The sequence below is a fragment of the Tenacibaculum salmonis genome (assembly GCF_041053065.1).
In the GTDB taxonomy this organism is placed as follows: Bacteria; Bacteroidota; Bacteroidia; order Flavobacteriales; family Flavobacteriaceae; genus Polaribacter; species Polaribacter pacificus_A.
In genome coordinates, this window is sequence record NZ_JBFCVV010000001.1 from 57,679 (window position 1) to 81,373 (window position 23,695).

Here is a 23,695-nt window from a genome sequence, read left to right on the forward strand (position 1 = left end):
TAGTTCCCTTAAATTATTGAAAATGAATAAATTATTGCTTTTTTTAACGCTGTTTTTAGTCACCAAAAGTTTTTCTCAGAAGAGGATCTATTATAAAGATATTGTTGATGATTGTATTACAAATGCAAATAGTGATGCATCAATGTTAGATGATATTGTATACAATTGTATTAAAGACAAGTATATATCTAATTATGATTTTACTTCGATAGATGGAGAAAAAATAAGTACTAAAGATATAGAAACTCCTATTGTTTTACTTGCCGCAGCTACATGGTGCGCACCTTGTTGGGGGGAAATACCAGCATTGAATAAAATGGTAGAAAAGTACGATGGAAAAGTGAAATTTATCATGCTTTTTTGGGATTTAGATAAAGGTGTAAAAAGAATGGCAGAGAAACTTGATAAAAGAATATTCTTGGTTCCATCTAAAGAAAAAATGCCAAATAAATCTTCTTTAAAAGTAGCAGGTTTTATTCATAAATTAGATTATCCATCAGCATATTTAATTACTGATAATAAACGAATTTTAGATTTTAAAAGAGGTGCTTTATCACCAACAAAAAGCATGGGATGGGATGAAGTAAATAAAGTAAATGAAGAAGAATTAGATAGTTTTATAAAAACTGTAATTAAATAATTTCTTTATAAAAGTATAAAAAAACCTCTTTCTTATCTGAAAGAGGTTTTTTTTAGTTAAAAACTAATAATATGATTAAGAATATTTTAAAAGGAATACGTGCTTATTTTGGAGCATTTCAATTAATATCTAAACTTAAATTATGGAAATATTTTAGAATTCCGATATTAATAAGTGTTTTTACAGCAGTGGCAATAGGAGGATTAGCATATAGTTTTTCTGATACAATAGGACATACTATTTCTAATATATGGAAGTGGGAATTTGGTAAAAATGTATTTGAAATGATTAGCACTTTTTTTAGTGGTTTATTAATTGTTGTAATTGGTTTACTTTTATATAAACACATTATTATGGCTTTATCCGCTCCTTTTATGAGTCCTGTTTCAGAAAAAATAGAAGATTATCTGACAGGAGAAAACCATATACATAGAGAAACATCTTTTCAAGAACAATTAATAAGGGGAGTTCGAATTAATCTTAGGAATTTATTACGAGAGCTTTGTTTTACAATTCCTATTTTATTATTAAGTTTAATACCTGTAATAGGGATTTTATCAACTTTTTTATTGTTTTTAGTACAAGCTTATTATGTTGGTTTTGGAAATATGGATTATACATTAGAAAGACATTTTAAGTATAAAGATAGTATCAATTTTGTAAAAGAAAATAAAGGATTAGCAATAGGAAATGGAATTGTATTTATGTTATTTTTATTGATGCCAATTATAGGTGTTATTTTAGTTTTGCCTTTATCAGTAACAGCAGCAACAACTGAAACTATTAAAAAAATTCAGTTAAAAGAATTATCAGAATAAGTATTTTTGTAAGAGAATAATAAACAAATGAAAGATAAATTTTACGCATACATAGAAAAATTACAAGACACTATAACATCTAAACTAGAACAGGTTGATGGTTGTGCTAAATTTCAAGAAGATAACTGGAAACGTGCTGAAGGAGGTGGAGGAAGAACTCGTGTAATTGAAAATGGAACTATTTTTGAAAAAGGAGGAGTAAATATTTCTAAAGTTTTTGGAGAATTACCCGAAGCTTTAAGAAAACAATTTGGTGTTAATACAGGTAATTTTTTTGCATGTGGTTTAAGTTTAGTACTTCATCCTATAAATCCATTTTTACCAACAGTACATGCTAATTGGCGCTATTTTGAAATGTATGATGGAGAAGGAAATATTGTTACGCAATGGTTTGGTGGAGGTCAAGATTTAACACCTTATTATTTATTTGAAGAAGATGCGACTCATTTTCACTCAATTTGTAAAGAAGCTTGTGATAAACATAATGCTGATTTTTATCCGAAGTTTAAAGAAACTTGTGATACTTATTTTTGGAATGATCATAGAGATGAAGCTCGTGGAATAGGAGGTTTGTTTTTTGATTACTTAAAAGAAACTCCAGAATTTTCAATTGAAGATAGATACAATTTTGTAACTGAAGTTGGAAATAGTTTTTTAGAATCGTACGTGCCAATTGTAGAAAAAAGAAAAAATATTGATTATAATAAAGAACAGAAAGACTGGCAAGAAGTTAGAAGAGGTCGTTATGTTGAGTTTAATTTGGTACACGATAGAGGAACATTATTTGGATTAAAAACAAACGGACGTATAGAAAGTATTTTAATGAGTTTGCCTCCTGTTGTTCAATGGAAGTATAATAATCATCCAGAAGAAGGAAGTGAAGAAGCTAAATTATTAGCTGTTTTAGCTAATCCTAAAGATTGGGTATAAGTGAATTAGTATTTAAAAAACAGGATAGTTTAATGATTCTTTAATTATTGATTAGACAATTAATTGCTTTTTTTAATTACTTAATTATGTTAAAACTATTTTTAAGTGTTTTTAATTGTGAATAATTTAATTTTTGTTGATTTTTTTTTATCCTTATAAAATATAAAAAGCGATAGGTTTTTAGTAACTTCGCAAACGTTTAAAAATTTATACTATGGCAAGATACGAATTGAAGTTACCTAAAATGGGAGAAAGTGTTACTGAAGCAACTATTACATCTTGGATTAAACAAGTTGGAGATTTTGTTGATATTGATGATACTGTTGTTGAAGTAGCCACAGATAAAGTAGATAGTGAAGTGCCTAGTGAAGTTGAAGGAACCTTAGTCGAAATTTTGTTTGAAAAAAATGCCGTTATTCAAGTAGGGCAAACTATGGCAATTATTGAAACTGAAGGAGTAACTGTTATTGATACATCAGAAATAAAAGAAGCTGTTGTTGCCGTAGAAAAAACAATTGAAGATGCTAAATCAATTAATACTGAAATAGTTTCAGGTGTTATTGACACATCATCTAGTAATCGTTTTTATTCACCTTTAGTAAAAAATATAGCGAAATCAGAAGGAATTTCTTTTGAAGAATTAGAAACTGTAAAAGGAACAGGAAAAGAAGGAAGAGTTACTAAAACAGATATTTTATCTTATATAAAAAATAGAGAAAATAAATCAGAAGTTATTACAACACCTGTAACTGTTAAAGTTGAAAAACCAAAAACAAAATCAGTGCCAATTACTTTAGGAGGACAAGATGAAGTTATTGAAATGACTCGTATGGGGAAATTAGTAGCTAAACATATGGTTGATTCTATACAAACATCAGCACATGTACAGTCTTTTATTGAAATAGATGTAACAAATATTGTTAACTGGAGAAATAAAGTTAAAAATGCTTATCAGCAAAGAGAAGGTGAAAAGTTAACTTTTACGCCAATTTTTATGCAAGCAGTTGCGCAAACAATTAAAAAACACCCGATGATTAATATTGCCGTTGATGGTGATAAAATAATCAAAAGAGGAAATATTAATTTAGGAATGGCAGCAGCCTTACCTGATGGCAATTTAATTGTTCCAGTAATTAAAAATGCAGATCAATTGAGTTTGGTAGGTATGACAAAGCAAGTAAATGATTTAGCAAACCGTTCTCGTGGAAATAAATTAAAGCCAGATGATATTCAAGGAGGTACTTACACGGTAACAAATGTAGGTAGTTTTGGAAGTATTACAGGAACACCAATTATTAATCAACCACAGGTAGCAATTTTAGCTTTAGGAGCTATTGTAAAGAAACCTGCTGTTATTGAAACTCCAGAAGGAGATTTTATAGGAATTCGCCAAAGAATGATTGTAGCACACTCTTACGACCATAGAGTTGTAAATGGTGCTTTAGGAGGAATGTTTATAAAAACTTTAAAAGAAATATTAGAAGCTTGGGATGTTAATCAAGATTTTTAAAAAATAATATTAATTTTTTATATAAAAGCTCGCAATTTGCGAGCTTTTATTTTTTATGAAAATACCACCAATTCATATCTCTAGTAATTTTAAAACCTAAACTTTCATACATTTTTATAGCAATATTACCTTTATTCGTATGTAAAATAGGTAGTTTTTCTTGAGTTAAAATATCTTTACTTACATGATGTGTTAATTGTCTTGCAAATCCTTTTCGAGTATATTCAGGATGTGTAACAACAGCACTAATTTCTATAAAACTATTTGTTTGCATTCGCTGACCAGCTATTGAAACAATTTTATTATCTTTAAAAATACCAAAGTATTTACCCATTTCAAAAGTTTTTTTTCTAAAGTATCCAGGCATAACTAACCAAACTAAATTATATATTTCATCAATATGTTTTTCTGATAAAAGTATAATTTTTTCAGTAGTTTTTATTTCAATAGGATTATCTAATATCATTTGACAACATTCAATTTTTTTATCTAAAGAAATAATATTTTTGTCAAATAATGGTGTTTCATTTTCTGAAACTAAGAAAAAGCTATCTGTTAATTCAGCATATTTATTTAAAGCATTTTTAGTTTTATTATTATCAATAAAAGCTCCGAAAGGGCAAATATTAGGATCATAAAACTGTACACCATTATAATTAATAGTATATTTTTTATGAGTTTCATTTAAAGCAAACCAAACCGGATTTTTTAATTGATTATTTATCATTGTAAATATTTTTTAAAGCTGTTTTTAAATCAGGATAAATAAAATTATAGCTACTATTTGTTTTTTCTGATGATATTTTACTTCCTTTTAAAAGAATACAAGCCATTTCTCCTAAAATAATATTCAATATAAAAGAGGGAGCATTAAGTGGAAGTATAGGTTTATGTATTGTTTTAGAAAGTGTTTTAGTAAAATTCTCATTTGTTTGATGCTCTGGAGCTACAGCATTACATATTCCTGTAAAATTACTATCTGTTATTGATTTTAAATATAAATTTGATAAATCATCAATATGAATCCATGGCATATATTGTTTTCCTGTTCCTAAAGCACTTAAAAATAAAGGTGTATTTATTTTAGATAAAGCACCACCGTTTTTAGCCAATACTACACCTGTTCGTAAAATAGTTACAGGAATGCTTAATTGTTTAAATTGATGAGCAGCTTCTTCCCATTTCACACAAATTTTAGAGATGAAATCATTTTGAGGTGTATCGTTTTCAGAATATATTTTATCCGAAGTAATAGCGCCATAATAACCAATTCCTGATGCTGATATAAATCCTTGTAAAGGAATTTTATATTCTTTTATTTTTTCAAAGAGTAAGTTTGCAGAATTTACTCGACTATTAATTAGTTCTTTTTTACGTGAAGTTGTCCAACGTTTATCTGCAATTCCTGCACCTGCTAAATGAATAATATGTGTAATATTTTCAAAGACTTTTTTATCGATATATTTTTTATCAATATCCCATTTAAATTCATTTTCTTGTTTAGGATTTCTTGTTAATATTACAACTTCAATATTTTGTTCTTTAAAAACTTGTTGTAGTTGTTTTCCAACTAAACCTGTACCGCCAGTAATAAGAATTTTTGTCATATTGTAAAAATAAAAAAACCATGATGTATTTACACCATGGTTTTAAATTATATTTTAAATGTTAAATATTATTTATTAAAATAAAATTTATATTCTTCTGTAACATAGATATCACTATATTCCTCAGTAATAATTAACTCAGAGTTGATAATGGTAGCTTTACCATTAAAAGAAAGCTCTCCATTTACAAATACTTCGTTATTAACATTTCCATTTTCGGTTTCAGTTATTTCAAATTGAACTAGAGTAAGTTTTTGTTCTTCTTCATCATATGCCCAATTTCCTTTTGATTGATATGTATCTATATTGTTGATAAAAACAGTAGAACAAGTTTCTGATGATGTTTCATAATCAAGTTCTTTATAATTAATAGAATTAATAAATTCAAAAGTTCCATCAGCATTAAAAGTAAGCGGTAGCGAGTTTATAGTCCTACAATAAGCCTTGGCAACAGATAAGGTATTATTGTAACCACAGTTAATAGTCTCAGTATAATCATCACAATTTTCTTCACCAACAAGAGTTGTTTTTATCTCATCTTCGTCTGTTTTTACTTCTTTAGTAAAGTTCCATGTTCCAACAATAGAGCTATTACCACCCCAAGCTTCAACTTCTACACAAACTTCTGAAGGAGCACTAACATAACCTTGTCCGTTATAAATACAAATAAAGTAACAAAATTTACCAGGTTGTATATTAGTATTAAAATTTACTTCAACTTCAATTTCATTATTTTTAACTGTTGTTTTTTTAGATAAAAAAGATTTTTTTGTGTTCTTTTTTACACTTTTTTTGTCTTTGGAAGTATAAGGAACATCAATATAGCTATCTGCATTTTTACCATCGGTAGATTTAACTAAAATGTAAGCACCTTTATAATCATCATTAGTATTAATGTTGATATTAAAACCTTTATTTAAAAAAGCAGATTGTTCAGTTTCTTTTACTGAAAAAGAAATATCACCATTTGAAGCAGGTGGAGTTCCTTCTATTAATTTAGCACCTTGTATTAATACGTTTTCAGTTACTGTATTAGCTTTTAATACAGTCTCTTCTATTTGATTAATAGCATCATCAGGATTTTTATCAGAGATAACCTCTTCATCATTACACGATGTAATAATAGTAAAACATAAAAATGTTAATAAAATTGAATAATACTTTTTCATAATTATTTATTTAAATTTGATGTAAATATAGGGCAAAAATAAAACCATAATATAAAATATTATGGTTTTATTTTGCATTGTAAATACATTAACTAATTTTATATTAGTTTTTTATAAATTTCTTAAATGTTATTTGATTGTTGCTATCAGTTATTTTTAAATGATAAATACCTTTTTGTAATTTAGAAACATTTATTTCATTTAAATTAGATTCTATAACTTTATCTCCAGTTGTTGTATATACTTCAACTGTTTTAATATCGATTTTTTCGTTACTAATATTTAAGTAATCAGTAGTAGGATTAGGGTGTATATTTACTTTATATCCTCCTAAAGGTTCTATATTAGATAAAATAGTTTTATCAGGAGTTGCAGCCGTAAGCGGACAAGTATAAAAACTATAACGAGCCATTGTATCTTTAGACCATGTACTATTTGAAGGAACAAAACCGTTATCAATTTTAATACATTTTAGCTTAGGATTATTAATAACATTAAAGTTTGTTATAATATTATTGTTTCCATTAGCTATATCAATAGTTTCAAGATTATTACAATGCCAGCTACTTAAATTCTCTAATTTAGTATTGTATTTTAATGATAATTTTTTAAGAGGATTATAGGCACAAAATAAAAACTCAAGGTTTGTATTCTGACTAACATTTAATGATGTTAAATTATTACCTGCACATGCTAAAGTTGTTAAGTTTACAAAAGCTTCAATACCTGTTAAATTACTGATGTTTTTGTTACCTACATTCAAATAAGGTCCGTAAGCATTTGCTTCACTTACTTGAATTTCACCATCATTATTAACATCAATAACAGGATTATTATTTAATAAAGCATTTTTAAAATTAGCATCAGGTATATTTAAAATTGCAGCTGAGGTTACTTTTTGAAATCCATCAACAACCGTTAACATTGGAGTATAAAAGTATTTTATAGGAGTAGCAGTAAGCGGACAAGGATAAACACTATAATAAGCAATTGCATCTTTAACCCAAGAACTAGGTGGAGTAAAGCCATTATCAACTTGAATACATTTTAAATCAGGGTTATTGATAACATGAAAAATATTCATATTATTGTTATTACTATTTGCTACATTTAATGTATTTAAATTATTGTTATAAGCGTAAAGTAGTGTCAGTTTAGTATTATTACTTAATGCTAATTTTTTTAGTTGATTATTCATACAGAATAATCTTTCTAAATTAATATTTTGAGTAAGATTAAGTGTTGTTAAATTGTTACCTCCACAAGCTAAAATAGGAATATTAACAAAAGCTTCAATACCTGTAAGGTCATCAATATTTTTAGATGAAACATCAATAGGAGATGTATATGCAGTAGCTTCAGTTACTTGAATTTGTCCATCATTATTAGTGTCAATTCCTGAATTAGGACCCGTTAATAAGGCGTTTTTAAAGTTAACATCAGGTATGTTTACTATTTGTGCATTTACAAGTTGTGATAAGAAAAGAATTCCTGAAAGAATCCATAGTTTACTTTTTTTCATGATATAAGTTTTGGTTAGTTGGCAAAACTATATAAAGCTCACTAGTTAAGTAAAAGGATAAAGGATAATAAAAAAGGGTGTTTTTATGTTTTTTTTATTATCCTTTATGTATTATCTAGATTTTTTTACTGGCAATCCACTTATTAACTTTATTTTCTAATAAAGCTAAAGGAATACAACCAGTTTCTAAAACTTGATTATGAAATTCACGAATATCAAATTTAGTACCTAATTTTTGTTTTGCTTTGGCTCTTAATTCTCTAATTTTTAATTGACCAATTTTATAAGATAACGCTTGTCCAGGATTCGCCATATAGCGTTCAATTTCTGAAATAATACTAGCTTCTGATTCAGCTTCATTATCTAAAGAATATTGAATCGCTTTTTCACGGCTCCAACCTTTTGTATGAATTCCAGTATCAACAACTAAACGGATTGCTCTGTGCATTTCCATTCCTAACATTCCAAAATATTGATAAGGGTCAGTATATAAACCTAATTCTTTCCCTAAATTTTCAGTATATAAAGCCCAACCTTCACCATAAGCACTGTACCATAAAGTTTTTCTAAAAGCAGGTAAATCATCATTTTCTTGGGTTAATGAAACTTGATAATGATGTCCAGGAATGGCTTCGTGTAAAAATAAAGCTTCATCCATAAAAATATTATACTTTGTAGCATCAGGAATTGGTGTATAAAAAATTCCAGGTCGTGTTCCGTCTAAAGAACCAGCGTTATATTCTGCACTAGCAGAAGCTTCTCTAAATTTTTCAGTTTGTTTTACAACAAATTTTGTTTTAGGTTTATTACCAAATAATTTATCTAATTGCGGTTTCATTTTAGTATGAATTGCATTAAAATTATCAATAATTTCCTTTGGATTAGTGTAAGGCATTAATTTTTTATTTACACGAACATCATCAAAAAATGCTTTTAAATCACCTTTAAAACCTACTTCTTCTTTAACTTTTTCCATTTCAGATAAAATACGAGCAACTTCACTTAAACCTAGTTGATGAATTTTATCTGCAGTCATTTCTGTAGTTGTGTAGTTTCTTATGGCATGTGCATAATATGCTTTTCCATTTGGTACGGCATCAATACCACTACTATCTCTACCAGCTTTTAAATAATCTGTTTGTAAAAAAGTGTACATTGTATTAAAAATCGGAATCAATTTATTGTCCAATATTTTAGTATATGCTTCTGTTAATATTTTTTTATCATCATCATTAAAACTTTCAGGTAAATTTTTTATTGGTGTATAAAATAAATGCGCTGTAGTTTTATCTTCGGCTAATGATTTAAACTGAGGAATTATTTTTTTGATTAAAGATTTAGGTAAAACAAAACCATTTTTAGTACCTGCACGCATATTTTCAATGGCAGTTTGCATCCAGTCATAATAACCATCTAATCTACTTAACCAGTTTTTATAATCTTTAACAGTTTTAAAAGGTTGAGCACTGCTACCACTAGCTAAAGTTCCCATAGTTAAATTGATAGTCCACATTTGATTAATAGGCATCAACACATCATTTTTAAAGCTACTTTGTGCAAGTGCCATATCACAATCCCAAGCTAAAACAGCTTTACTCATTTGCTCACTTTCGGTTAAGTTAGCATCTTTAAAAGTTGTAAGTTTAGCTTTAAAACTATTGTAAAATTCATTACTTTTATTTTGATAAGCTTCAGACAAAGTATTAGGAAATTTATCATTAAATCTATTATCACCAGCGTACGTAGCATTAATCGGATTTAATTTAAATTTACCTTCATTATAATTTTTCAGTAATTTATCAAAAGCCATGTTTTTTGATACAACAGTAGTTGTAATAGTTTCTTTTTTTTCTTGCTTACAAGAAAGAAATAATGTACTAACTGTTAGTACGGCTAAAAGTGTTTTTTTCATGATAGTGTTTTTATTGCAACCAAATATACCAAAAATAAAGTCGTTTATATTTAAACGATTTTTTTAATAAATATGGTTTTATTTTTTTTCAGAAGATTGTTCATATAATTCAGCACCCCAAAGTTGAATATCTTTTTCGTGTAAATTAGAATGATGAAATAATTGATTTATTTCTTTTTTAATTTCTTTTATAGCCTTAGACTCTTTTGTTCTAATACTTGTTTCGTAATTATTTTTTAAACCACTAACGGTAAAGTTTAACGAGCCTAAATAAGCTATTTTATCATCAATTAAATAAATTTTACTATGGATAAAAGAGTCACTTAATTTTGATTTATATGGAGACATATATACTTTAAAAGGAAATAACTGCGAGTATTTATAGTAATTGTGTTTGCTACTTTTACTTTTTTTATTAAAAAATCGATACACAAAACAAAGTATTATTACGGCAATAAACCCGAAGGAAATTCTAATATCTTCAGTTTCGTAAAAAGCAAATAGCATTGTTGCTAAAACACCAATAATACTAAATATTGTTATTTGTGAAAAAGCAATCCATTTTTTAGCAAAACTATTTGGTGTTTTATTTTGAATAATTAATTTATGAATGTTTTTTTCTTTATCTCCTGTAAAATCTTCAATATCATCAGAGGTAATTAATTCAATATTTAATTTTTTAGACTTTAATTTTATCAGTTCTTTTACTAAAGAAGCAGATAAATAAGGAGAAACAATTTTTATAGATTTTCTCGCATTTCGGATGTCACTAATTAAGTGTTTTCCTGCGGCTTTACCTATGTAAATATCACAATTGGCATTATTAATAAACATTTAATATTATTTGTTATAATTAATATTCATTTTAAACAATCAAGAGCAGTTGCGGTTGAATTATTTAAAACTAAAATTTGGGGGATTAATCTAGGATAAGTATTTTATCCAATTCTTGTACCATTTTTAATGTTTCTTTCAGGAGATATTAATGTAACTTCTTTATGATTTCCAACAGCACCTAGTACTAAACATTCGCTCATAATATTTGCTATTTGTTTTTTAGGAAAGTTTGTAACTGCTACAATTTGATTTCCTATTAATTCTTCTGATGTATATAATTTTGTAATTTGAGCAGAGGTTTTTTTGATGCCAAATTCACCAAAATCAATTTGCATTTTATAAGCAGGATTTTTTACTTCTTTAAATATTTCAGCAGAAATAATCGTTCCAATACGCATTTCTACTTTGGTAAAATCATCCCAAGTTAAAGTATTGTTTTCCATTTTTTTTAATTTAAGTAATTTCTATTTATTTTTTAAGAAGATATTTTTATAAAACACTTATTTTTGACTTTTATAATTTATGTCAAGTAATCGTTTAGCAGCCGTAAACGGAGTTGTTTTACTGTTTTCTAACTCTTTTAATTCTTCTTTTAGAGCTTTTTTAATAGTTTCATTATTATAAAAATCCTTTTTTAATTGTTCATTTATCGTTTCTAGTAACCAATATTTATTCTGATGATTTCTTTTTTGATCAAAATAATTAGTATCAATTGCTGAGGTAATATACTCATTAATCATTGTATAAATTTCTAGAATACCTTTTTGATGTAGTGCGCTAGCTAATAAAACGGTTGGTTGCCATCCGTTATCTTTCGGAGGATATAAATGGAGTGCCTTATTAAACTCTACTTTTGCAATTTTTGTATTTTTCTCGTTACCACTATCAGATTTGTTAATAACAATTGCATCTGCCATTTCAACAATTCCTCGTTTTATCCCTTGTAATTCATCGCCAGCACCCGCTAATTTAAGTAATAAAAAGAAATCTGTCATAGAATGTACCGCAGTTTCTGATTGACCAACTCCAACAGTTTCAATAATTATGATATCAAAACCAGCTGCTTCACATAGAATAATACTTTCTCGTGTTTTTTTGGCAACGCCTCCTAATGAATTTCCAGCTGGAGAAGGTCTGATAAAAGCATTTGTATCGGTAACCAATTTTTCCATTCTTGTTTTATCACCTAAAATACTTCCTTTGTGAACATAACTACTAGGATCTACGGCTAAAACGGCTACTTTTTTTCCGATACTTGTCAAATGTTTACCAAAAGCTTCAATAAAAGTACTTTTTCCAACACCAGGAACGCCAGTAATTCCTATTCTAATCGAATTATTTGCGTGCTTTAAACAAGCTTCTAAAATTTCATTAGCCTGTTTTTGATGTTTTAAATTGGTGCTTTCTACCAAAGTAATTGCTCTACTTAAAAAAGGAATATTTCCTGAAAGTATCTGATAAACAAATTCTTGCGTACTAATTATTTTTTTACGAATAAGTTTTATTTTTTCTGCGGATGATTTACTAGTTGTTTCTGGTGGAGAAACTCCTGCTGTTTCAGTAATAGTAGCCTTTTTTTTATGAGTCATATAAAGTAAAAACGAAATAATAAGGTAAATTTATACATAAATATAAAGCAAAATGCAACGAAGCGGAAAAGTATTATTTTTTAACAGAAACTTCACTAAAATTCGATTTCATTATTCTTTATAAAGTACCTATCTTTAGCATCTATTAATAGTCATTTTTTGTATGAAATTATATCAAGAAAACCAATTAAAAGTATACAACTCTTTATCAAAAAGTAAAGAGCTTTTTAAAACTGTAAACGACGGACATGTAGGTATGTACGTTTGCGGACCTACCGTATATAGTAACGCTCATTTAGGAAACGTACGAACATTTATGTTTTTTGATGTTGTTTATCGTTACTTATTACATTTAGGTTATAAAGTGCGTTATGTACGTAATATTACTGATGCAGGGCATTTAGAAAATGATGCTGATGAAGGAGAAGATAGAATTTCTAAAAAAGCACGTTTAGAAGAAATTGAACCAATGGAAGTGGTACAAAAGTACACTGTTGATTTTCATGATGTTTTAAAAAACTATAATTTTTTACCTCCAAGTATTGAGCCAACTGCAACAGGTCATATTGTTGAGCAAATTGAAATGATTAAAGAAATCATTGAAAAAGGATTTGCTTATGAAGTAAATGGTTCTGTTTATTTTGATGTATTAAAATATAATGAAACTGGTAATTATGGAATTCTTTCTGGAAGAAAAATAGAAGATGCAATTCATAATACACGAGTTTTAGATGGACAATCTGATAAGAAAAACCCACAAGATTTTGCACTTTGGAAAAAAGCGGATGAACGCCATATTATGCGTTGGCCTTCGCCTTGGAGCGATGGTTTTCCTGGTTGGCATTTAGAATGTTCTGTAATGAGTACAAAATATTTAGGTGAAAAATTTGATATTCACGGTGGTGGAATGGATTTAAAATTTCCACATCACGAATGTGAAATTGCACAATCGCAAACTTGTAGCGGTGTTTCGCCTGTAAATTATTGGATGCACACCAATATGTTGTTGTTAAATAGTCAGAAAATGGCAAAATCAACAGGTAATTTTATTTTACCTAACGAGATTTTATCTGGAGAAAATGACATTTTACCAAAAGCATTTTCAGCAAGTGTGGTTCGTTTTTTTAACATGCAAGCCAATTACAGAAGTATTTTAGATTTTTCAGGAGAAGCATTAGAAGCTTCTGAAAAAGGGCATTCAAAATTAATGGAAGCTGTAAATTTCTTAGATAAAATAGAAGCAGGAAATACTTCTACTTTTGATGTTCAGAAATGGAAAAAAGATTGTTACGCAGCTATGAATGATGATTTTAATACGCCTGTATTAATTTCTCATTTATTTGAAGCTGTAAAAACAATCAATCAAATAAAAGAAGGTAAAGCAAGTTTAACCGAAGCAGATTTATCAGAATTTACAACAACTATAAACGCTTTTGTTTTTGATGTTTTAGGATTGATGAACGAAGCTGTAAAAGATAGTTCAGATAAAGTTAATGGCGTAGTTGAGTTATTAATTAAGTTACGTAAAGAAGCTCGTGAAAATAAAGATTGGGCATTATCTGACCAAATTCGTGATGAATTATTAGTTTTAGGCGTTCAATTAAAAGACGGAAAAGAAGGAACTAGTTTTTCAATTAATTAAAAAAGTTGAAAAAAATTTTAACATATCCGTTTATATTATTGGTTCGATTTTATCAAACTGCTATTTCGCCATTTACACCAGCAACTTGTCGATATTCGCCAACATGCTCTAGTTATACAATACAAGCTTTGCAAAAACACGGCTTATTTTATGGTGGTTGGTTAGCGATAAAAAGAATTTTTAGTTGTCATCCGTGGGGTGGGAGTGGATATGATCCTGTGCCAGAAAAGAAAAATAAATAATAGTCATTTTAATTTAATGGCGTAAAATAAATAATACATGAATTTTTTATCCATTGTATGGGATTTAGATCCTGAACTTATAAAAATAGGTAGTTTTGGTATCCGTTGGTACAGTTTAATGTTTGTAGCTGCTTTTGTATTAGGGCTTCATTTGATGAAGAAAATATATCTAAATGATAAAATTCCTGCGGAAAAGTTAGATCCGCTATTTATGTACGTATTCGTTTCTATGTTAGTAGGAATGCGTTTAGGAGATGTTTTCTTTTATAGTTGGGATTATTATCAAAACCATTTATTAGAAATATTTTTACCAATGAAACAATTGGCTGATGGTTCTTGGAAGTTTACAGGATTTACAGGTTTTGCAAGTCATGGAGCTGCAATTGGAATTCCAATAGCATTATATTTTTATGCTAAAAAACATTTAGAAAAATCATGGTTATTTATTTTAGATAGATTAGGTATAATAGTTGCTTTGGCAGGTTTCTTTATCCGATTAGGAAACTTTTTTAATTCTGAAATTTATGGAAAACCAACAGGAAGCACTTTCGGTGTTATTTTTAAAAGAGCAGGAGAAACTGTAGCTAGTCATCCAACACAATTGTATGAGGCTTTTAGTTACTTAGCTTTGTTTTTTGCGCTTTGGCATTTCTATTGGAAAACTGATAAAAAAAATCAAGAAGGATTTTTATTTGGTTTGTTTATGGTTGTTTTATGGTCGTTACGTTTCTTTATCGAATTTTTGAAAAAAGCACAAGTAGATAGTAGAGAAGATTGGGTTTTCAATTCATTAAATACAGGACAAGTATTAAGTATTCCACTTGTTTTAATTGGTTTTTGGTTGATGTTTAGAAAATCGAAATAATCAAAAATAAATTTAATTTATAAAAAAAAACCTCCAATTTAATTGGAGGTTTTTTTGTTTTTGTCAATTCGAGTGATTTTAATGACTAAAAGGAATTTAAAATTATATCGATAATTATTTTATTTTGATTCAAAAAGTTCTCGATACTTTTTTTGAAAGAAAAAAATCATTCGAACTGACAGTTTTTTATTAAGAAGTAATCCTTTTTAATTCTGAAATTAAAGCAATTTTATTTTCTTCATCCGAAGAAGAATGTCCTGCATTTTCAATATTTAATGTTGAATTATTTAAACCTTCATGTAGTCTGAAAGCTTGAATTGGCGTACAAATAAAATCATATCTTCCGTGAACAATTGCTGTTTTTATATCCTTTATTTTATCGATATTATTCATGATGAAATCTTCAGGAATAAAACAATTATTTTTGATATAGTGTGCTTCTAAAATTGCCATTGATTTATATGAAAAGGTTTTTAAAACCTCTTCTGTATCGGTAATTTTATTGATAGTGTAAAAAGACATTTCGTAATATGCCCATTCATAAGCGTATTTATTGCTGATTTCTTCATCATCAGAAGTCATCATTTTTAAATAATAATCTACAGGATTTTCACCTTTAGGAACTAATTTATTAAAACGATTCCAAACATCAGGAAAAAATTCTTTAATTCCACCACCAATATAATGGTCAAAAGCATATTTATTTGCCAACCAAATACCTCGGATAATCAAACCTAAAACACGTTCAGAGTTATGAATTGCATATACTAACGAAAGTGTACTTCCCCAAGAACCTCCAAAAACATAGACCTTATCAAAATTTACATAATCAAGTAATATATTTATATCTTCTAAAAGATGCTGTGTTGTGTTATTTTCTATAGATCCGAAAGGTTTACTTCTTGAAGTTCCTCGCTGATCAAAAAAAAGTACGTTGTATCGTTCAGGGTCAAAATATTGTTTGTCTTTATCACCAAAACCAGCTCCAGGACCACCGTGTAAATAGATTACAGGAATTCCTTTAGGATTACCGTATAATTCAAAATAAAGTTCGTGTCCGTGAGAAACAGGTAAATATCCCGATTTATATGATTTTATGTTTTTTTCTGATGTCATGTTGTTGTTTTCTTGAAAATTTGTGTTTAAAAAAGATAAAGATACTATATTCTAAATATTAGAATTACTCTTGTTTTATTCTTTCTGCTATGTTTTCAAAAACGGCTTTTGTTTGCATTATTTTTTCATTTTAGTTTTTCCCATAAATTAGAAATAAAAAATGTAATTTTCGCCCAAAATATAAGAACAATAATGAAATATTTTACAGTAATTTTTTTAATAATTTTAGGATTTATAACAAGTTGTAAAGATTCTGAAAAATCAAAAACGATAAAACCTACAAAAAACCTAACAGAAAAAAAATCTGTAGAAAATCTAGTATCTTTAAATACACATAAAGTTGTTGTGATCGAAAAAATACCTGCTGGAGGATATATTTATTTGAAAGTTTCAGAAAATGATAAAAAATATTGGGTTGCAGTTCCAGGAAGAGAAATAAAAATAGGAGCAACCTATTATTATGATGAAGGAATGGAAATGAAAAATTTTGAAAGTAAAATTTTAAAACGAACTTTTGATACTGTTATTTTTGCACAAGGTGTTCGAGATGAAGAAAATAAAACTAAGAATAAAATCAACAATAAAACTATTAAAAAAAGTACTAATAAAGGAAAAACGAAAGTCGTTAATATTGAAAAAGCTGCTAACGGAATACAAATTTCAGAACTTTTTGAAAATCCAAAAACTTATCAGAATAAAGAAGTTATTATAAAAGGACAAGCTGTAAAAGTAAACAACGAAATTATGGGTGTTAATTTCATTCATTTACAAGACGGAACAACAGGAAATGGTGAATATGATATTACAATTACAACGAATGAAAAAGTGAAAATTGGCGATATTATTACTATAAAAGGAACTGTTATTCTGAATAAAGATTTTGGTGCAGGTTATCTTTTTGATGTACTTATTGAAAAAGCAATTGTTTTGTAAATCTAATTAATTAAAAAAAATCCGAAGTAATATTACTTCGGATTTTTCATTTATAAATAGCTAATGAAATTTATACTAAATCTATTATTCTTTAGCGCCGTGGCTTTTTGCAGTTTCAATCCAATGTTCTGAAAGTCCTTTTGTATCAGCTCTTAAACCTCTTGATAAATGCAGTGCAACGGCAATCATTAAAACTGAAGCTTCATGAAGTTCTTCAAAGGTTTGTAAGCTTCCGAATTTTTCTTGAGCTTTTAAAAGGATGAAATCATTGTGTTTTTGAGCAAAAATAACAGGATTATTATCGTGGTTTGTTATGTTTGGAATCATTAAATAATCCATCCATTCTTTACCGATTATATCTGCTAATACTTGCGTATTTTCTTTACCAATGTCTCTCCATGCTGAAAGTGTTTTGGTATCTCCAGAAGCCGATAATCCCGAATCTAAAAGTAATTCAAAACCAATATCTGCAATGTTTTGCATCACCATTAAATAAGCATCTAGTGCTTTTTCATATTGATGCGCTTCTTGTCCTTTTAAATATTCGCCTACACTAAGTTTAGGTAAATCTAATACTTCGGAACAATCTGTTAAGCATGGAAAAGCATTTCCTTCATAAATATATTCGGCTTTTTCAAATTGAACTTGACGACCTAACGGATATAAACGACATGCTAACGGACGACCAACATGAACGCTACATCCCATATTATCTACGTATTGACTGCATGCTTTTTGTCCTTTTTTATCTGATTTTCCATCAAAAAGCAATTGAATACCTCCGAATTCGGTATAAAGATTTCGAAAATCTTTTGTTGTGATTTTTTTCTCTTGACTAAAACTAAATAATTCCCATGGATTCAGCATTACATCTTTTCCAAAACAACACGATCCTGAACGTGAGCAGGTAAGCGGTAATATACTTTCTGAGTTTAGTTTTGTTACTTGCATTTTGTATGTTTTGTTTTTGAAATGAATAGTTGAGATAAGTAATTGCTGTTTTTATAGCGAAGGCAAAAATAAGATTTAAAAAATAAAAATCCCTACAATTATAAATTGTAGGGATTTTTTTAAATTTTAAGATCTCTAAAAAAAGAAATCTAATATGAAAAAACTTATTTTAAAGCTCCAATCATTTCTTCAGGTTTTACCCATTCGTCATATTCAGCTTCAGTAACATACCCTAAACGAACAGCTTCTGTTTTTAAAGTAGTTCCGTTTGCGTGTGCAGTATTTGCAATTTCCGCAGCTTTATAATATCCGATTTTTGTATTTAAAGCAGTAACTAACATTAAAGAATTGTTTACTAATTCAGTAATTCTAGTATGATTTGGCTCAATACCAGCCGCACAATTTACATCGAAAGATACACAAGCATCTCCAATTAATTGAGCAGATTGTAATACGTTTGCCGCCATCATTGGTTTAAAAACGTTTAATTCGTAATGACCTTGCGTACCACCAACAGTAACAGCAACATCATTCCCCATAACTTGCGCACAAACCATAGTAATTGCTTCTGCTTGCGTAGGATTTACTTTTCCAGGCATAATAGAAGAACCTGGCTCGTTTGCAGGAATAATTAATTCACCAATACCAGAACGAGGTCCTGAAGCCATCATACGAATATCGTTGGCTATTTTATTGATAGAAACCGCTAATTGTTTTAAAGAACCGTGCGTTTCAACAAAAGCATCATGAGCCGCTAAAGCTTCAAATTTGTTTTCAGCAGTAATAAAAGGTAATCCTGTAAATTCAGCAATATATTTTGCAACTAAAACATCGTAACCAGCTGGAGTGTTTAATCCTGTACCAACAGCAGTTCCACCTAAAGCTAATTGAGATAAATGCTCTAAAGAATTTTTTAAAGCTTTTAATCCGAAGTTTAATTGTGCAACATAACCAGAAAATTCTTGTCCTAAGGTTAGGGGAGTAGCATCCATTAAATGCGTACGTCCAATTTTTACAACGTCTTTAAATGCTTCTGATTTTGCTTGTAAAGTATCACGTAATTGTTCAACTCCTGGAATTGTAACTTCTACAATTTTCTTGTAAGCTGCAATGTGCATTCCTGTAGGAAAAGTATCGTTTGATGATTGCGATTTGTTTACATCATCATTTGGTTGAATAGTTTTTTCACCTTCACCAATAACTTTACCTGCAATTTCGTGAGCTCTGTTAGCAATTACTTCGTTACAGTTCATGTTCGATTGTGTTCCCGAACCTGTTTGCCAGATTACTAAAGGAAACTGATCATCATGTTTACTTGCTAAAATTTCATCACAAACTTGTGCAATTAAATCTCTTTTTTCTTCAGCTAAAACACCTAATTCTGCATTTGTATATGCCGCAGCTTTTTTAAGATACGCAAAACCATATACAATCTCTAAAGGCATTGAGCCAGCAGGACCTATTTTAAAGTTGTTACGAGAGCGTTCTGTTTGTGCTCCCCAATATTTATCCGCAGGAACTTCAACATTTCCCATGGTGTCTTTTTCGATTCTGTACTTTGTCATTTTAAAATGATTTAAAAGAATATAAGTTAACTTAAAGCCAAAATTACAAATTCTTATAGGTTTTAGTAGTGATTTTTATCAGATTTTATTGGATAAAAAGAAAAATAGTTCTAATTTTGCTCTATAACAATTATTACAGAAAACAAATGTTAGATTTTTCACAATTTTCAGGATTAGTATTATTCATGTTTATTTTTACAACTGGTTTTTGGTTGTTAATTTTCTTATTAACATTTGTTGTTCCTTATTGGATTGGTGGAACAATTTTAGAAAACTTGAAATTAAAAAAAGAAGCTAAAAAAGCTGCTCAAGGTAACTAGGCTTTTTATAAAACATACAAAAGGCTCGCATTTAGCGAGCCTTTCTGTTTTAAAAAGAGTTTCGTTTTCCTCTTCTATTTCCTGAACCTTTTGAAGGACGACTTTTTTTGCGTTCTTTCTTTTGTTCTTTCATTATTTTATTAAACTGAACAAGTTGTTCTTTATCTAAAAAGGCTTGTAGTTCTTTTTCTTGCTTTAAATTTAATTCTTTAATTTGAATTCTTTTTTCTTGTTCGGGCATTTCTTGCTGATGTAATGCTATTTTTTGATTGCTATATTTTACAACAACTTCTTTTACCATTAATAATTGAATATTATCAAGTTTTAGTTTTTCTTGAACTTTTTCTAGTTTTTTGTCAATTATTTTTTCGTTATTTTTTTGTGCTACTATATTTCCTGTAAAGCTTATTATTAATAAACTTATAACTATGAATTTATACATGAATTTTTAATTTGTAATTTGAAATTGCGTTAGGGATTGAATGGTTTGTTTGAGCTCTTTTAGTTTGTGTGCTTTTTTTGCACACGAACTAAAAAGCGAGTAATGAAAGCCCGCTCGAACGCCTAAAAAAAATTATCCACTAAATTCTGATCCGCCACCATCATTATTTTGTCTACTTTCTCTTTTTTTCTTTTGATTAAAACGATACGTAAAACTTAATGATATTTGACGTTCACGCCATTGAAAAGTTCCGTCTGCTATTGTTGATGGATTTTCTCTATCGCCATAATACGTAATACTTTCACGCTTACGAGAATTGAATAAATCGCTGACATTTAAAACTAAAGAAGCTTTATCTTTTAAAATATCTTTACTAAAAGATAGGTTTGCCATAAACATTCCTTCTCTATCGCTTTGCGCACTATTTCTTGGACCACGATAGATAAGGCGTGTTTGCCAACCTATTTTTCCAGGAAGTGTGATTTGTGAATTAAAACGAGCAAACCAACTGTTTTCGTTTACTTCGGCTAAATTTGTAATAATACTTGTACCGTTTTGAGAAGTGTAAGTATGTGAAAAAGCATCGGTATTAAATTTATAATAATTAAAACTTGCTGATAAACGTACTTTTTTTGTAGGATTATAATTACTTGTAAATTCGAATCCGTAGCGTTTTTCGTCATTTAAATTTACTGGCTGACGTACAAAAACATTATTTCCATCTCTTTCTTCTATAACTGATACCGCTTGAACAATATCCGTTGAATGTTGATAATATATAGAAGCTCCTAAATTAAATTTTCTGATTTTGGTGTTATAACCTAAATCCAAAGAGTTTGTAAATGTTGGGTTTAAATCGGGGTTTCCTCTAAATACACTAGTTGCGGAACTTCTGGTTTCAAACGGATTTAATAGCCAATGACGTGGTCTTCTTAAACGTTTGCTATAGCCTAAAGTTAGGTTTTCATTGTCGTTTAATTCGTAGCCAAGATTTACTGTTGGAAACCATTCTGTGTATTTTTTTGTTGATTCTTGATTTGTAGTTAATACGTTTAAATCAATATCTGTAATTTCGGTACGTAATCCTAAAAGATACGAGAATTTATTTATTTTACTCCCATATTGCGAATAAAAAGCATAGACATTTTGTTTAAAAGTTATGGCATTTGATGGGTCAAAATCATCTTCTGAATCTAAAATATTTACTTTAAAATCAGAACTTAAATCTTGATATGTAGCTTTGTGTCCAATTTCAAACTGACTGTTTTCTCCGATAGGTAAGACATAATCTATTTGAAGTAATTTTTCTTTAGAGCTTGTTATTTGTGAATTTAATTCAGATAAAACACCATTTACAGTAATTGGTGAGTTTTCGGTTTCTTGGCTGTCTCCATATTGTAAATCAATGGTTAATTTTTGCCCGTCATCATTTAATTTATTTGTGTAATTTATTGAGTATTGCTTGTCAGTACCATCTTCTTGTTCATTTTCGATACGAGTTTCATTTAGTAAATTCTGTGAAGAATCGTTAAATAAAAACCTATCTGTTAAATTAGTTGCAACATCATCTCCATCAGATTTTCGATAGACAAAATTACCTGTTACAGAACTATTTTTATCAATATAATATTCTAAACCAATAGAGGCATTGAAGTTTTTGTTTTTTCTATCAAAAGTTCTATCTTCTATTTGTGTGCTATCTAAAATGCTATTTGTTAAATAAGAAAATGTTGTTTCTGAATTTCCAGGACCTTTTCTGTAAGAATAACCCAGATTAGAAAATAAATTGAATTTTTTTGTGCGATAATTTAAGTTTGGCGCAATTCGTAGTAAATCAGGATTTCCAGCAGTAAGATTTACAGAGCCGTTAAAACCTGTGATTTTTCCTTTTCTAAGGATAATATTTAAGATACCAGCTGTTCCTTCGGCATCATAACGAGCCGATGGTGCTGTTATTACTTCTATTTTTTCAATGGCATCGGCAGGTAAATTACGTAAGGCATCTGTACCTGTTAATCCGACTAAAGCAGAGGGTTTTCCATCGATTAAAATACGAACATTTTCATTACCACGTAAGCTAACTGCACCTTCAGCATCTACGCTTACCGACGGCACATTGTCTAAAACATCCGAAGCTGTTCCACCTTTTACGGTCATATCTTTACCAACGTTGTAAATCTTTTTATCTAAACGAATTTCTACTGTTGATTTTTCAGCAATAATTTCAACTTCATTTAATTTTTCTGCATCTTCAGAAAGCGTAATAATACCTAAATTGGTATTTTCAGTTAATCTTTTATTAGATGAATTTTTAGTTTTAAATCCGATAAATTCTACTTTAATCGAATATTCTCCTTTAGGAACTTCAATAGAGAAATTTCCTTTTGTATCTGTTATTCCTCCAGAAACACGTTTGCTTCGTGTGTGTGTGAGTACTAAAGTTGCGTATTCTAATGGTTGTTTGGTATTGGATTCTACAACTTTTCCTGATAAAGTTATTTTAGGAATATTACCTCGATTTCTTGTTGGTCTTTGTGCCATTACTGAAAGAGAAAATAAAACAGCCGTAATAAGTATAAGTTTTTTCATTGAATATTTTTGTATGAATAAAAAGTATATGACCAGAAAGAAAGAATAGGGTTTAAAGTTAATTTGTTAAACTTGTGTTAAAGAAACTTTTTCTAGCTAAAAATAAAGCAATTATAGTTGGAATGGCCATACTTAAATGAACGATTTCTGCGGTTATATGCGGAGCGGCTAATTCAGGGTAAAAAGGTGTTCCTACCCAAAAAGGAGCATAATAACCGATTATTAAAATTAATGAAACATACCACGTTTTAGGGGTTCTCCATGTTTTGTTTCCGAAGAAAATAAATATCAAAATAACCATTGCAGCTAAGTCTCCAATAGCTTCTCTAAAAGCATGATACCAAGCATGATATTCTCCTTTGGTAAAATTTGAAATTAATGTGTAATTTTGATCGCCTACATGTTGAGTGGTCATCCACCAACTTTTTAAGCCAATTCCTAATCCGATAATTAATAATACTCTGGCAATATTTAGTGTTAAATTTTTCATGTGTTT

The 23,695-nt window shown here is 28.8% G+C and carries 23 protein-coding genes; 9 read left to right on the forward strand and 14 right to left on the reverse strand.

Annotated features, from left to right (window positions below; all coding sequences use genetic code 11):
* Nucleotides 1-22: 22 nt before the first annotated feature.
* The 4 genes from AB0T67_RS00220 to AB0T67_RS00235 all read left to right on the forward strand — a co-directional run bounded on the left by AB0T67_RS00220 (nt 23) and on the right by AB0T67_RS00235 (nt 3,898).
* Complete coding sequence (locus tag AB0T67_RS00220) at nt 23-640, forward strand: TlpA family protein disulfide reductase (RefSeq protein ID WP_369218629.1); 618 nt, start codon at nt 23-25, stop codon at nt 638-640.
* A gap of 71 nt (nt 641-711) precedes the next feature.
* The gene (locus AB0T67_RS00225; protein WP_369218630.1) at nt 712-1,458 is read left to right on the forward strand and encodes an EI24 domain-containing protein; all 747 of its coding nucleotides are present in this window, start codon (nt 712-714) and stop codon (nt 1,456-1,458) included.
* A gap of 27 nt (nt 1,459-1,485) precedes the next feature.
* Nucleotides 1,486-2,388: an oxygen-dependent coproporphyrinogen oxidase gene (hemF, locus tag AB0T67_RS00230; protein ID WP_369218631.1), complete on the forward strand. Its 903-nt coding sequence runs from the start codon at nt 1,486-1,488 to the stop codon at nt 2,386-2,388.
* Between the two features lie 214 nt (nt 2,389-2,602).
* Nucleotides 2,603-3,898 carry a dihydrolipoamide acetyltransferase family protein gene (locus AB0T67_RS00235; protein ID WP_369218632.1) on the forward strand — a complete coding sequence of 432 codons (1,296 nt, stop codon included), beginning with the start codon at nt 2,603-2,605 and terminating at the stop codon, nt 3,896-3,898.
* A gap of 46 nt (nt 3,899-3,944) precedes the next feature.
* On the opposite strand, the gene AB0T67_RS00240 is transcribed toward AB0T67_RS00235, so the two are convergent.
* The 8 genes from AB0T67_RS00240 to meaB form a co-directional block, all read right to left on the reverse strand.
* Entirely contained in the window at nt 3,945-4,625 is a 681-nt protein-coding gene (locus tag AB0T67_RS00240) for a GNAT family N-acetyltransferase (RefSeq protein WP_369218633.1), read from the reverse strand.
* Nucleotides 4,615-5,505: a TIGR01777 family oxidoreductase gene (locus tag AB0T67_RS00245; protein WP_369218634.1), complete on the reverse strand. Its 891-nt coding sequence runs from the start codon at nt 5,503-5,505 to the stop codon at nt 4,615-4,617. Before AB0T67_RS00245 ends, AB0T67_RS00240 begins: the two co-directional genes overlap by 11 nt.
* Nucleotides 5,506-5,573: 68 nt before the next feature.
* Nucleotides 5,574-6,674, reverse strand: coding sequence for a hypothetical protein (locus AB0T67_RS00250; protein WP_369218635.1), 1,101 nt, complete (start codon nt 6,672-6,674; stop codon nt 5,574-5,576).
* Nucleotides 6,675-6,777: 103 nt separating this feature from the next.
* Entirely contained in the window at nt 6,778-8,196 is a 1,419-nt protein-coding gene (locus AB0T67_RS00255) for a T9SS type A sorting domain-containing protein (RefSeq protein ID WP_369218636.1), read from the reverse strand.
* A 115-nt stretch (nt 8,197-8,311) separates the two neighbouring features.
* Nucleotides 8,312-10,108, reverse strand: coding sequence for a DUF885 domain-containing protein (locus AB0T67_RS00260; RefSeq protein WP_369218637.1), 1,797 nt, complete (start codon nt 10,106-10,108; stop codon nt 8,312-8,314).
* A 78-nt stretch (nt 10,109-10,186) separates the two neighbouring features.
* On the reverse strand, nt 10,187-10,942 hold the full coding sequence (locus AB0T67_RS00265) for a phospholipase D-like domain-containing protein (RefSeq protein WP_369218638.1): 756 nt from the start codon (nt 10,940-10,942) through the stop codon (nt 10,187-10,189).
* A 104-nt stretch (nt 10,943-11,046) separates the two neighbouring features.
* Nucleotides 11,047-11,388: a tRNA-binding protein gene (locus AB0T67_RS00270; protein ID WP_271230229.1), complete on the reverse strand. Its 342-nt coding sequence runs from the start codon at nt 11,386-11,388 to the stop codon at nt 11,047-11,049.
* 57 nt (nt 11,389-11,445) lie between these two features.
* On the reverse strand, nt 11,446-12,534 hold the full coding sequence (gene meaB / locus AB0T67_RS00275) for a methylmalonyl Co-A mutase-associated GTPase MeaB (RefSeq protein ID WP_369218639.1): 1,089 nt from the start codon (nt 12,532-12,534) through the stop codon (nt 11,446-11,448).
* 163 nt (nt 12,535-12,697) lie between these two features.
* Between meaB and cysS the strand changes: the two genes are divergently transcribed.
* The 3 genes from cysS to lgt are packed head-to-tail and all read left to right on the forward strand — an operon-like array spanning nt 12,698 to nt 15,283.
* The gene (gene cysS / locus AB0T67_RS00280; RefSeq protein ID WP_369218640.1) at nt 12,698-14,176 is read left to right on the forward strand and encodes a cysteine--tRNA ligase; all 1,479 of its coding nucleotides are present in this window, start codon (nt 12,698-12,700) and stop codon (nt 14,174-14,176) included.
* A 5-nt stretch (nt 14,177-14,181) separates the two neighbouring features.
* Nucleotides 14,182-14,418 (forward strand): membrane protein insertion efficiency factor YidD, encoded by a 237-nt coding sequence (gene yidD, locus AB0T67_RS00285; protein ID WP_271230226.1) that lies wholly within the window; start codon nt 14,182-14,184, stop codon nt 14,416-14,418.
* A gap of 37 nt (nt 14,419-14,455) precedes the next feature.
* Nucleotides 14,456-15,283 carry a prolipoprotein diacylglyceryl transferase gene (lgt, locus tag AB0T67_RS00290; protein WP_369218641.1) on the forward strand — a complete coding sequence of 276 codons (828 nt, stop codon included), beginning with the start codon at nt 14,456-14,458 and terminating at the stop codon, nt 15,281-15,283.
* A gap of 189 nt (nt 15,284-15,472) precedes the next feature.
* On the opposite strand, the gene pip is transcribed toward lgt, so the two are convergent.
* Nucleotides 15,473-16,399, reverse strand: coding sequence for a prolyl aminopeptidase (gene pip, locus AB0T67_RS00295; protein ID WP_369218642.1), 927 nt, complete (start codon nt 16,397-16,399; stop codon nt 15,473-15,475).
* 192 nt (nt 16,400-16,591) lie between these two features.
* Between pip and AB0T67_RS00300 the strand changes: the two genes are divergently transcribed.
* Nucleotides 16,592-17,332, forward strand: coding sequence for a hypothetical protein (locus AB0T67_RS00300; protein WP_369218643.1), 741 nt, complete (start codon nt 16,592-16,594; stop codon nt 17,330-17,332).
* 84 nt (nt 17,333-17,416) lie between these two features.
* On the opposite strand, the gene AB0T67_RS00305 is transcribed toward AB0T67_RS00300, so the two are convergent.
* Entirely contained in the window at nt 17,417-18,283 is an 867-nt protein-coding gene (locus AB0T67_RS00305; RefSeq protein ID WP_369218644.1) for a YkgJ family cysteine cluster protein, read from the reverse strand.
* Between the two features lie 164 nt (nt 18,284-18,447).
* A complete protein-coding gene (gene fumC / locus AB0T67_RS00310; protein ID WP_369218645.1) occupies nt 18,448-19,848 on the reverse strand; it encodes a class II fumarate hydratase in 1,401 nt (466 codons plus the stop codon).
* Nucleotides 19,849-19,994: 146 nt separating this feature from the next.
* Here fumC and AB0T67_RS00315 point away from each other — a divergent pair, with 146 nt between their 5' ends.
* Entirely contained in the window at nt 19,995-20,168 is a 174-nt protein-coding gene (locus AB0T67_RS00315) for a hypothetical protein (RefSeq protein WP_180947644.1), read from the forward strand.
* Between the two features lie 49 nt (nt 20,169-20,217).
* Here AB0T67_RS00315 and AB0T67_RS00320 read toward each other — a convergent pair whose 3' ends face one another.
* The 3 genes from AB0T67_RS00320 to AB0T67_RS00330 form a co-directional block, all read right to left on the reverse strand.
* Entirely contained in the window at nt 20,218-20,610 is a 393-nt protein-coding gene (locus AB0T67_RS00320; RefSeq protein WP_369218646.1) for a hypothetical protein, read from the reverse strand.
* A gap of 132 nt (nt 20,611-20,742) precedes the next feature.
* Nucleotides 20,743-23,199, reverse strand: a complete 2,457-nt coding sequence (locus AB0T67_RS00325; protein WP_369218647.1) for a TonB-dependent receptor domain-containing protein — start codon at nt 23,197-23,199, stop codon at nt 20,743-20,745.
* A 58-nt stretch (nt 23,200-23,257) separates the two neighbouring features.
* The gene (locus tag AB0T67_RS00330) at nt 23,258-23,689 is read right to left on the reverse strand and encodes a hypothetical protein (protein WP_369218648.1); all 432 of its coding nucleotides are present in this window, start codon (nt 23,687-23,689) and stop codon (nt 23,258-23,260) included.
* Between the last annotated feature and the right edge of the window lie 6 nt (nt 23,690-23,695).

Excerpts from the sequence above, each read along its gene's own strand:
- meaB (WP_369218639.1), bottom strand. The coding sequence starts at position 12,534 with ATGACTCATAAAAAAAAGGCTACTATTACTGAAACAGCAGGAGTTTCT.
- AB0T67_RS00305 (WP_369218644.1), bottom strand. The coding sequence starts at position 18,283 with ATGCAAGTAACAAAACTAAACTCAGAAAGTATATTACCGCTTACCTGC.
- AB0T67_RS00270 (WP_271230229.1), bottom strand. The coding sequence starts at position 11,388 with ATGGAAAACAATACTTTAACTTGGGATGATTTTACCAAAGTAGAAATG.
- lgt (WP_369218641.1), top strand. The coding sequence starts at position 14,456 with ATGAATTTTTTATCCATTGTATGGGATTTAGATCCTGAACTTATAAAA.
- AB0T67_RS00220 (WP_369218629.1), top strand. The coding sequence starts at position 23 with ATGAATAAATTATTGCTTTTTTTAACGCTGTTTTTAGTCACCAAAAGT.
- AB0T67_RS00260 (WP_369218637.1), bottom strand. The coding sequence starts at position 10,108 with ATGAAAAAAACACTTTTAGCCGTACTAACAGTTAGTACATTATTTCTT.
- fumC (WP_369218645.1), bottom strand. The coding sequence starts at position 19,848 with ATGACAAAGTACAGAATCGAAAAAGACACCATGGGAAATGTTGAAGTT.
- AB0T67_RS00255 (WP_369218636.1), bottom strand. The coding sequence starts at position 8,196 with ATGAAAAAAAGTAAACTATGGATTCTTTCAGGAATTCTTTTCTTATCA.
- pip (WP_369218642.1), bottom strand. The coding sequence starts at position 16,399 with ATGACATCAGAAAAAAACATAAAATCATATAAATCGGGATATTTACCT.
- AB0T67_RS00320 (WP_369218646.1), bottom strand. The coding sequence starts at position 20,610 with ATGTATAAATTCATAGTTATAAGTTTATTAATAATAAGCTTTACAGGA.
- AB0T67_RS00240 (WP_369218633.1), bottom strand. The coding sequence starts at position 4,625 with ATGATAAATAATCAATTAAAAAATCCGGTTTGGTTTGCTTTAAATGAA.
- AB0T67_RS00235 (WP_369218632.1), top strand. The coding sequence starts at position 2,603 with ATGGCAAGATACGAATTGAAGTTACCTAAAATGGGAGAAAGTGTTACT.
- AB0T67_RS00325 (WP_369218647.1), bottom strand. The coding sequence starts at position 23,199 with ATGAAAAAACTTATACTTATTACGGCTGTTTTATTTTCTCTTTCAGTA.
- AB0T67_RS00250 (WP_369218635.1), bottom strand. The coding sequence starts at position 6,674 with ATGAAAAAGTATTATTCAATTTTATTAACATTTTTATGTTTTACTATT.
- cysS (WP_369218640.1), top strand. The coding sequence starts at position 12,698 with ATGAAATTATATCAAGAAAACCAATTAAAAGTATACAACTCTTTATCA.
- AB0T67_RS00300 (WP_369218643.1), top strand. The coding sequence starts at position 16,592 with ATGAAATATTTTACAGTAATTTTTTTAATAATTTTAGGATTTATAACA.
- AB0T67_RS00245 (WP_369218634.1), bottom strand. The coding sequence starts at position 5,505 with ATGACAAAAATTCTTATTACTGGCGGTACAGGTTTAGTTGGAAAACAA.
- AB0T67_RS00315 (WP_180947644.1), top strand. The coding sequence starts at position 19,995 with ATGTTAGATTTTTCACAATTTTCAGGATTAGTATTATTCATGTTTATT.
- AB0T67_RS00225 (WP_369218630.1), top strand. The coding sequence starts at position 712 with ATGATTAAGAATATTTTAAAAGGAATACGTGCTTATTTTGGAGCATTT.
- hemF (WP_369218631.1), top strand. The coding sequence starts at position 1,486 with ATGAAAGATAAATTTTACGCATACATAGAAAAATTACAAGACACTATA.
- AB0T67_RS00330 (WP_369218648.1), bottom strand. The coding sequence starts at position 23,689 with ATGAAAAATTTAACACTAAATATTGCCAGAGTATTATTAATTATCGGA.
- AB0T67_RS00265 (WP_369218638.1), bottom strand. The coding sequence starts at position 10,942 with ATGTTTATTAATAATGCCAATTGTGATATTTACATAGGTAAAGCCGCA.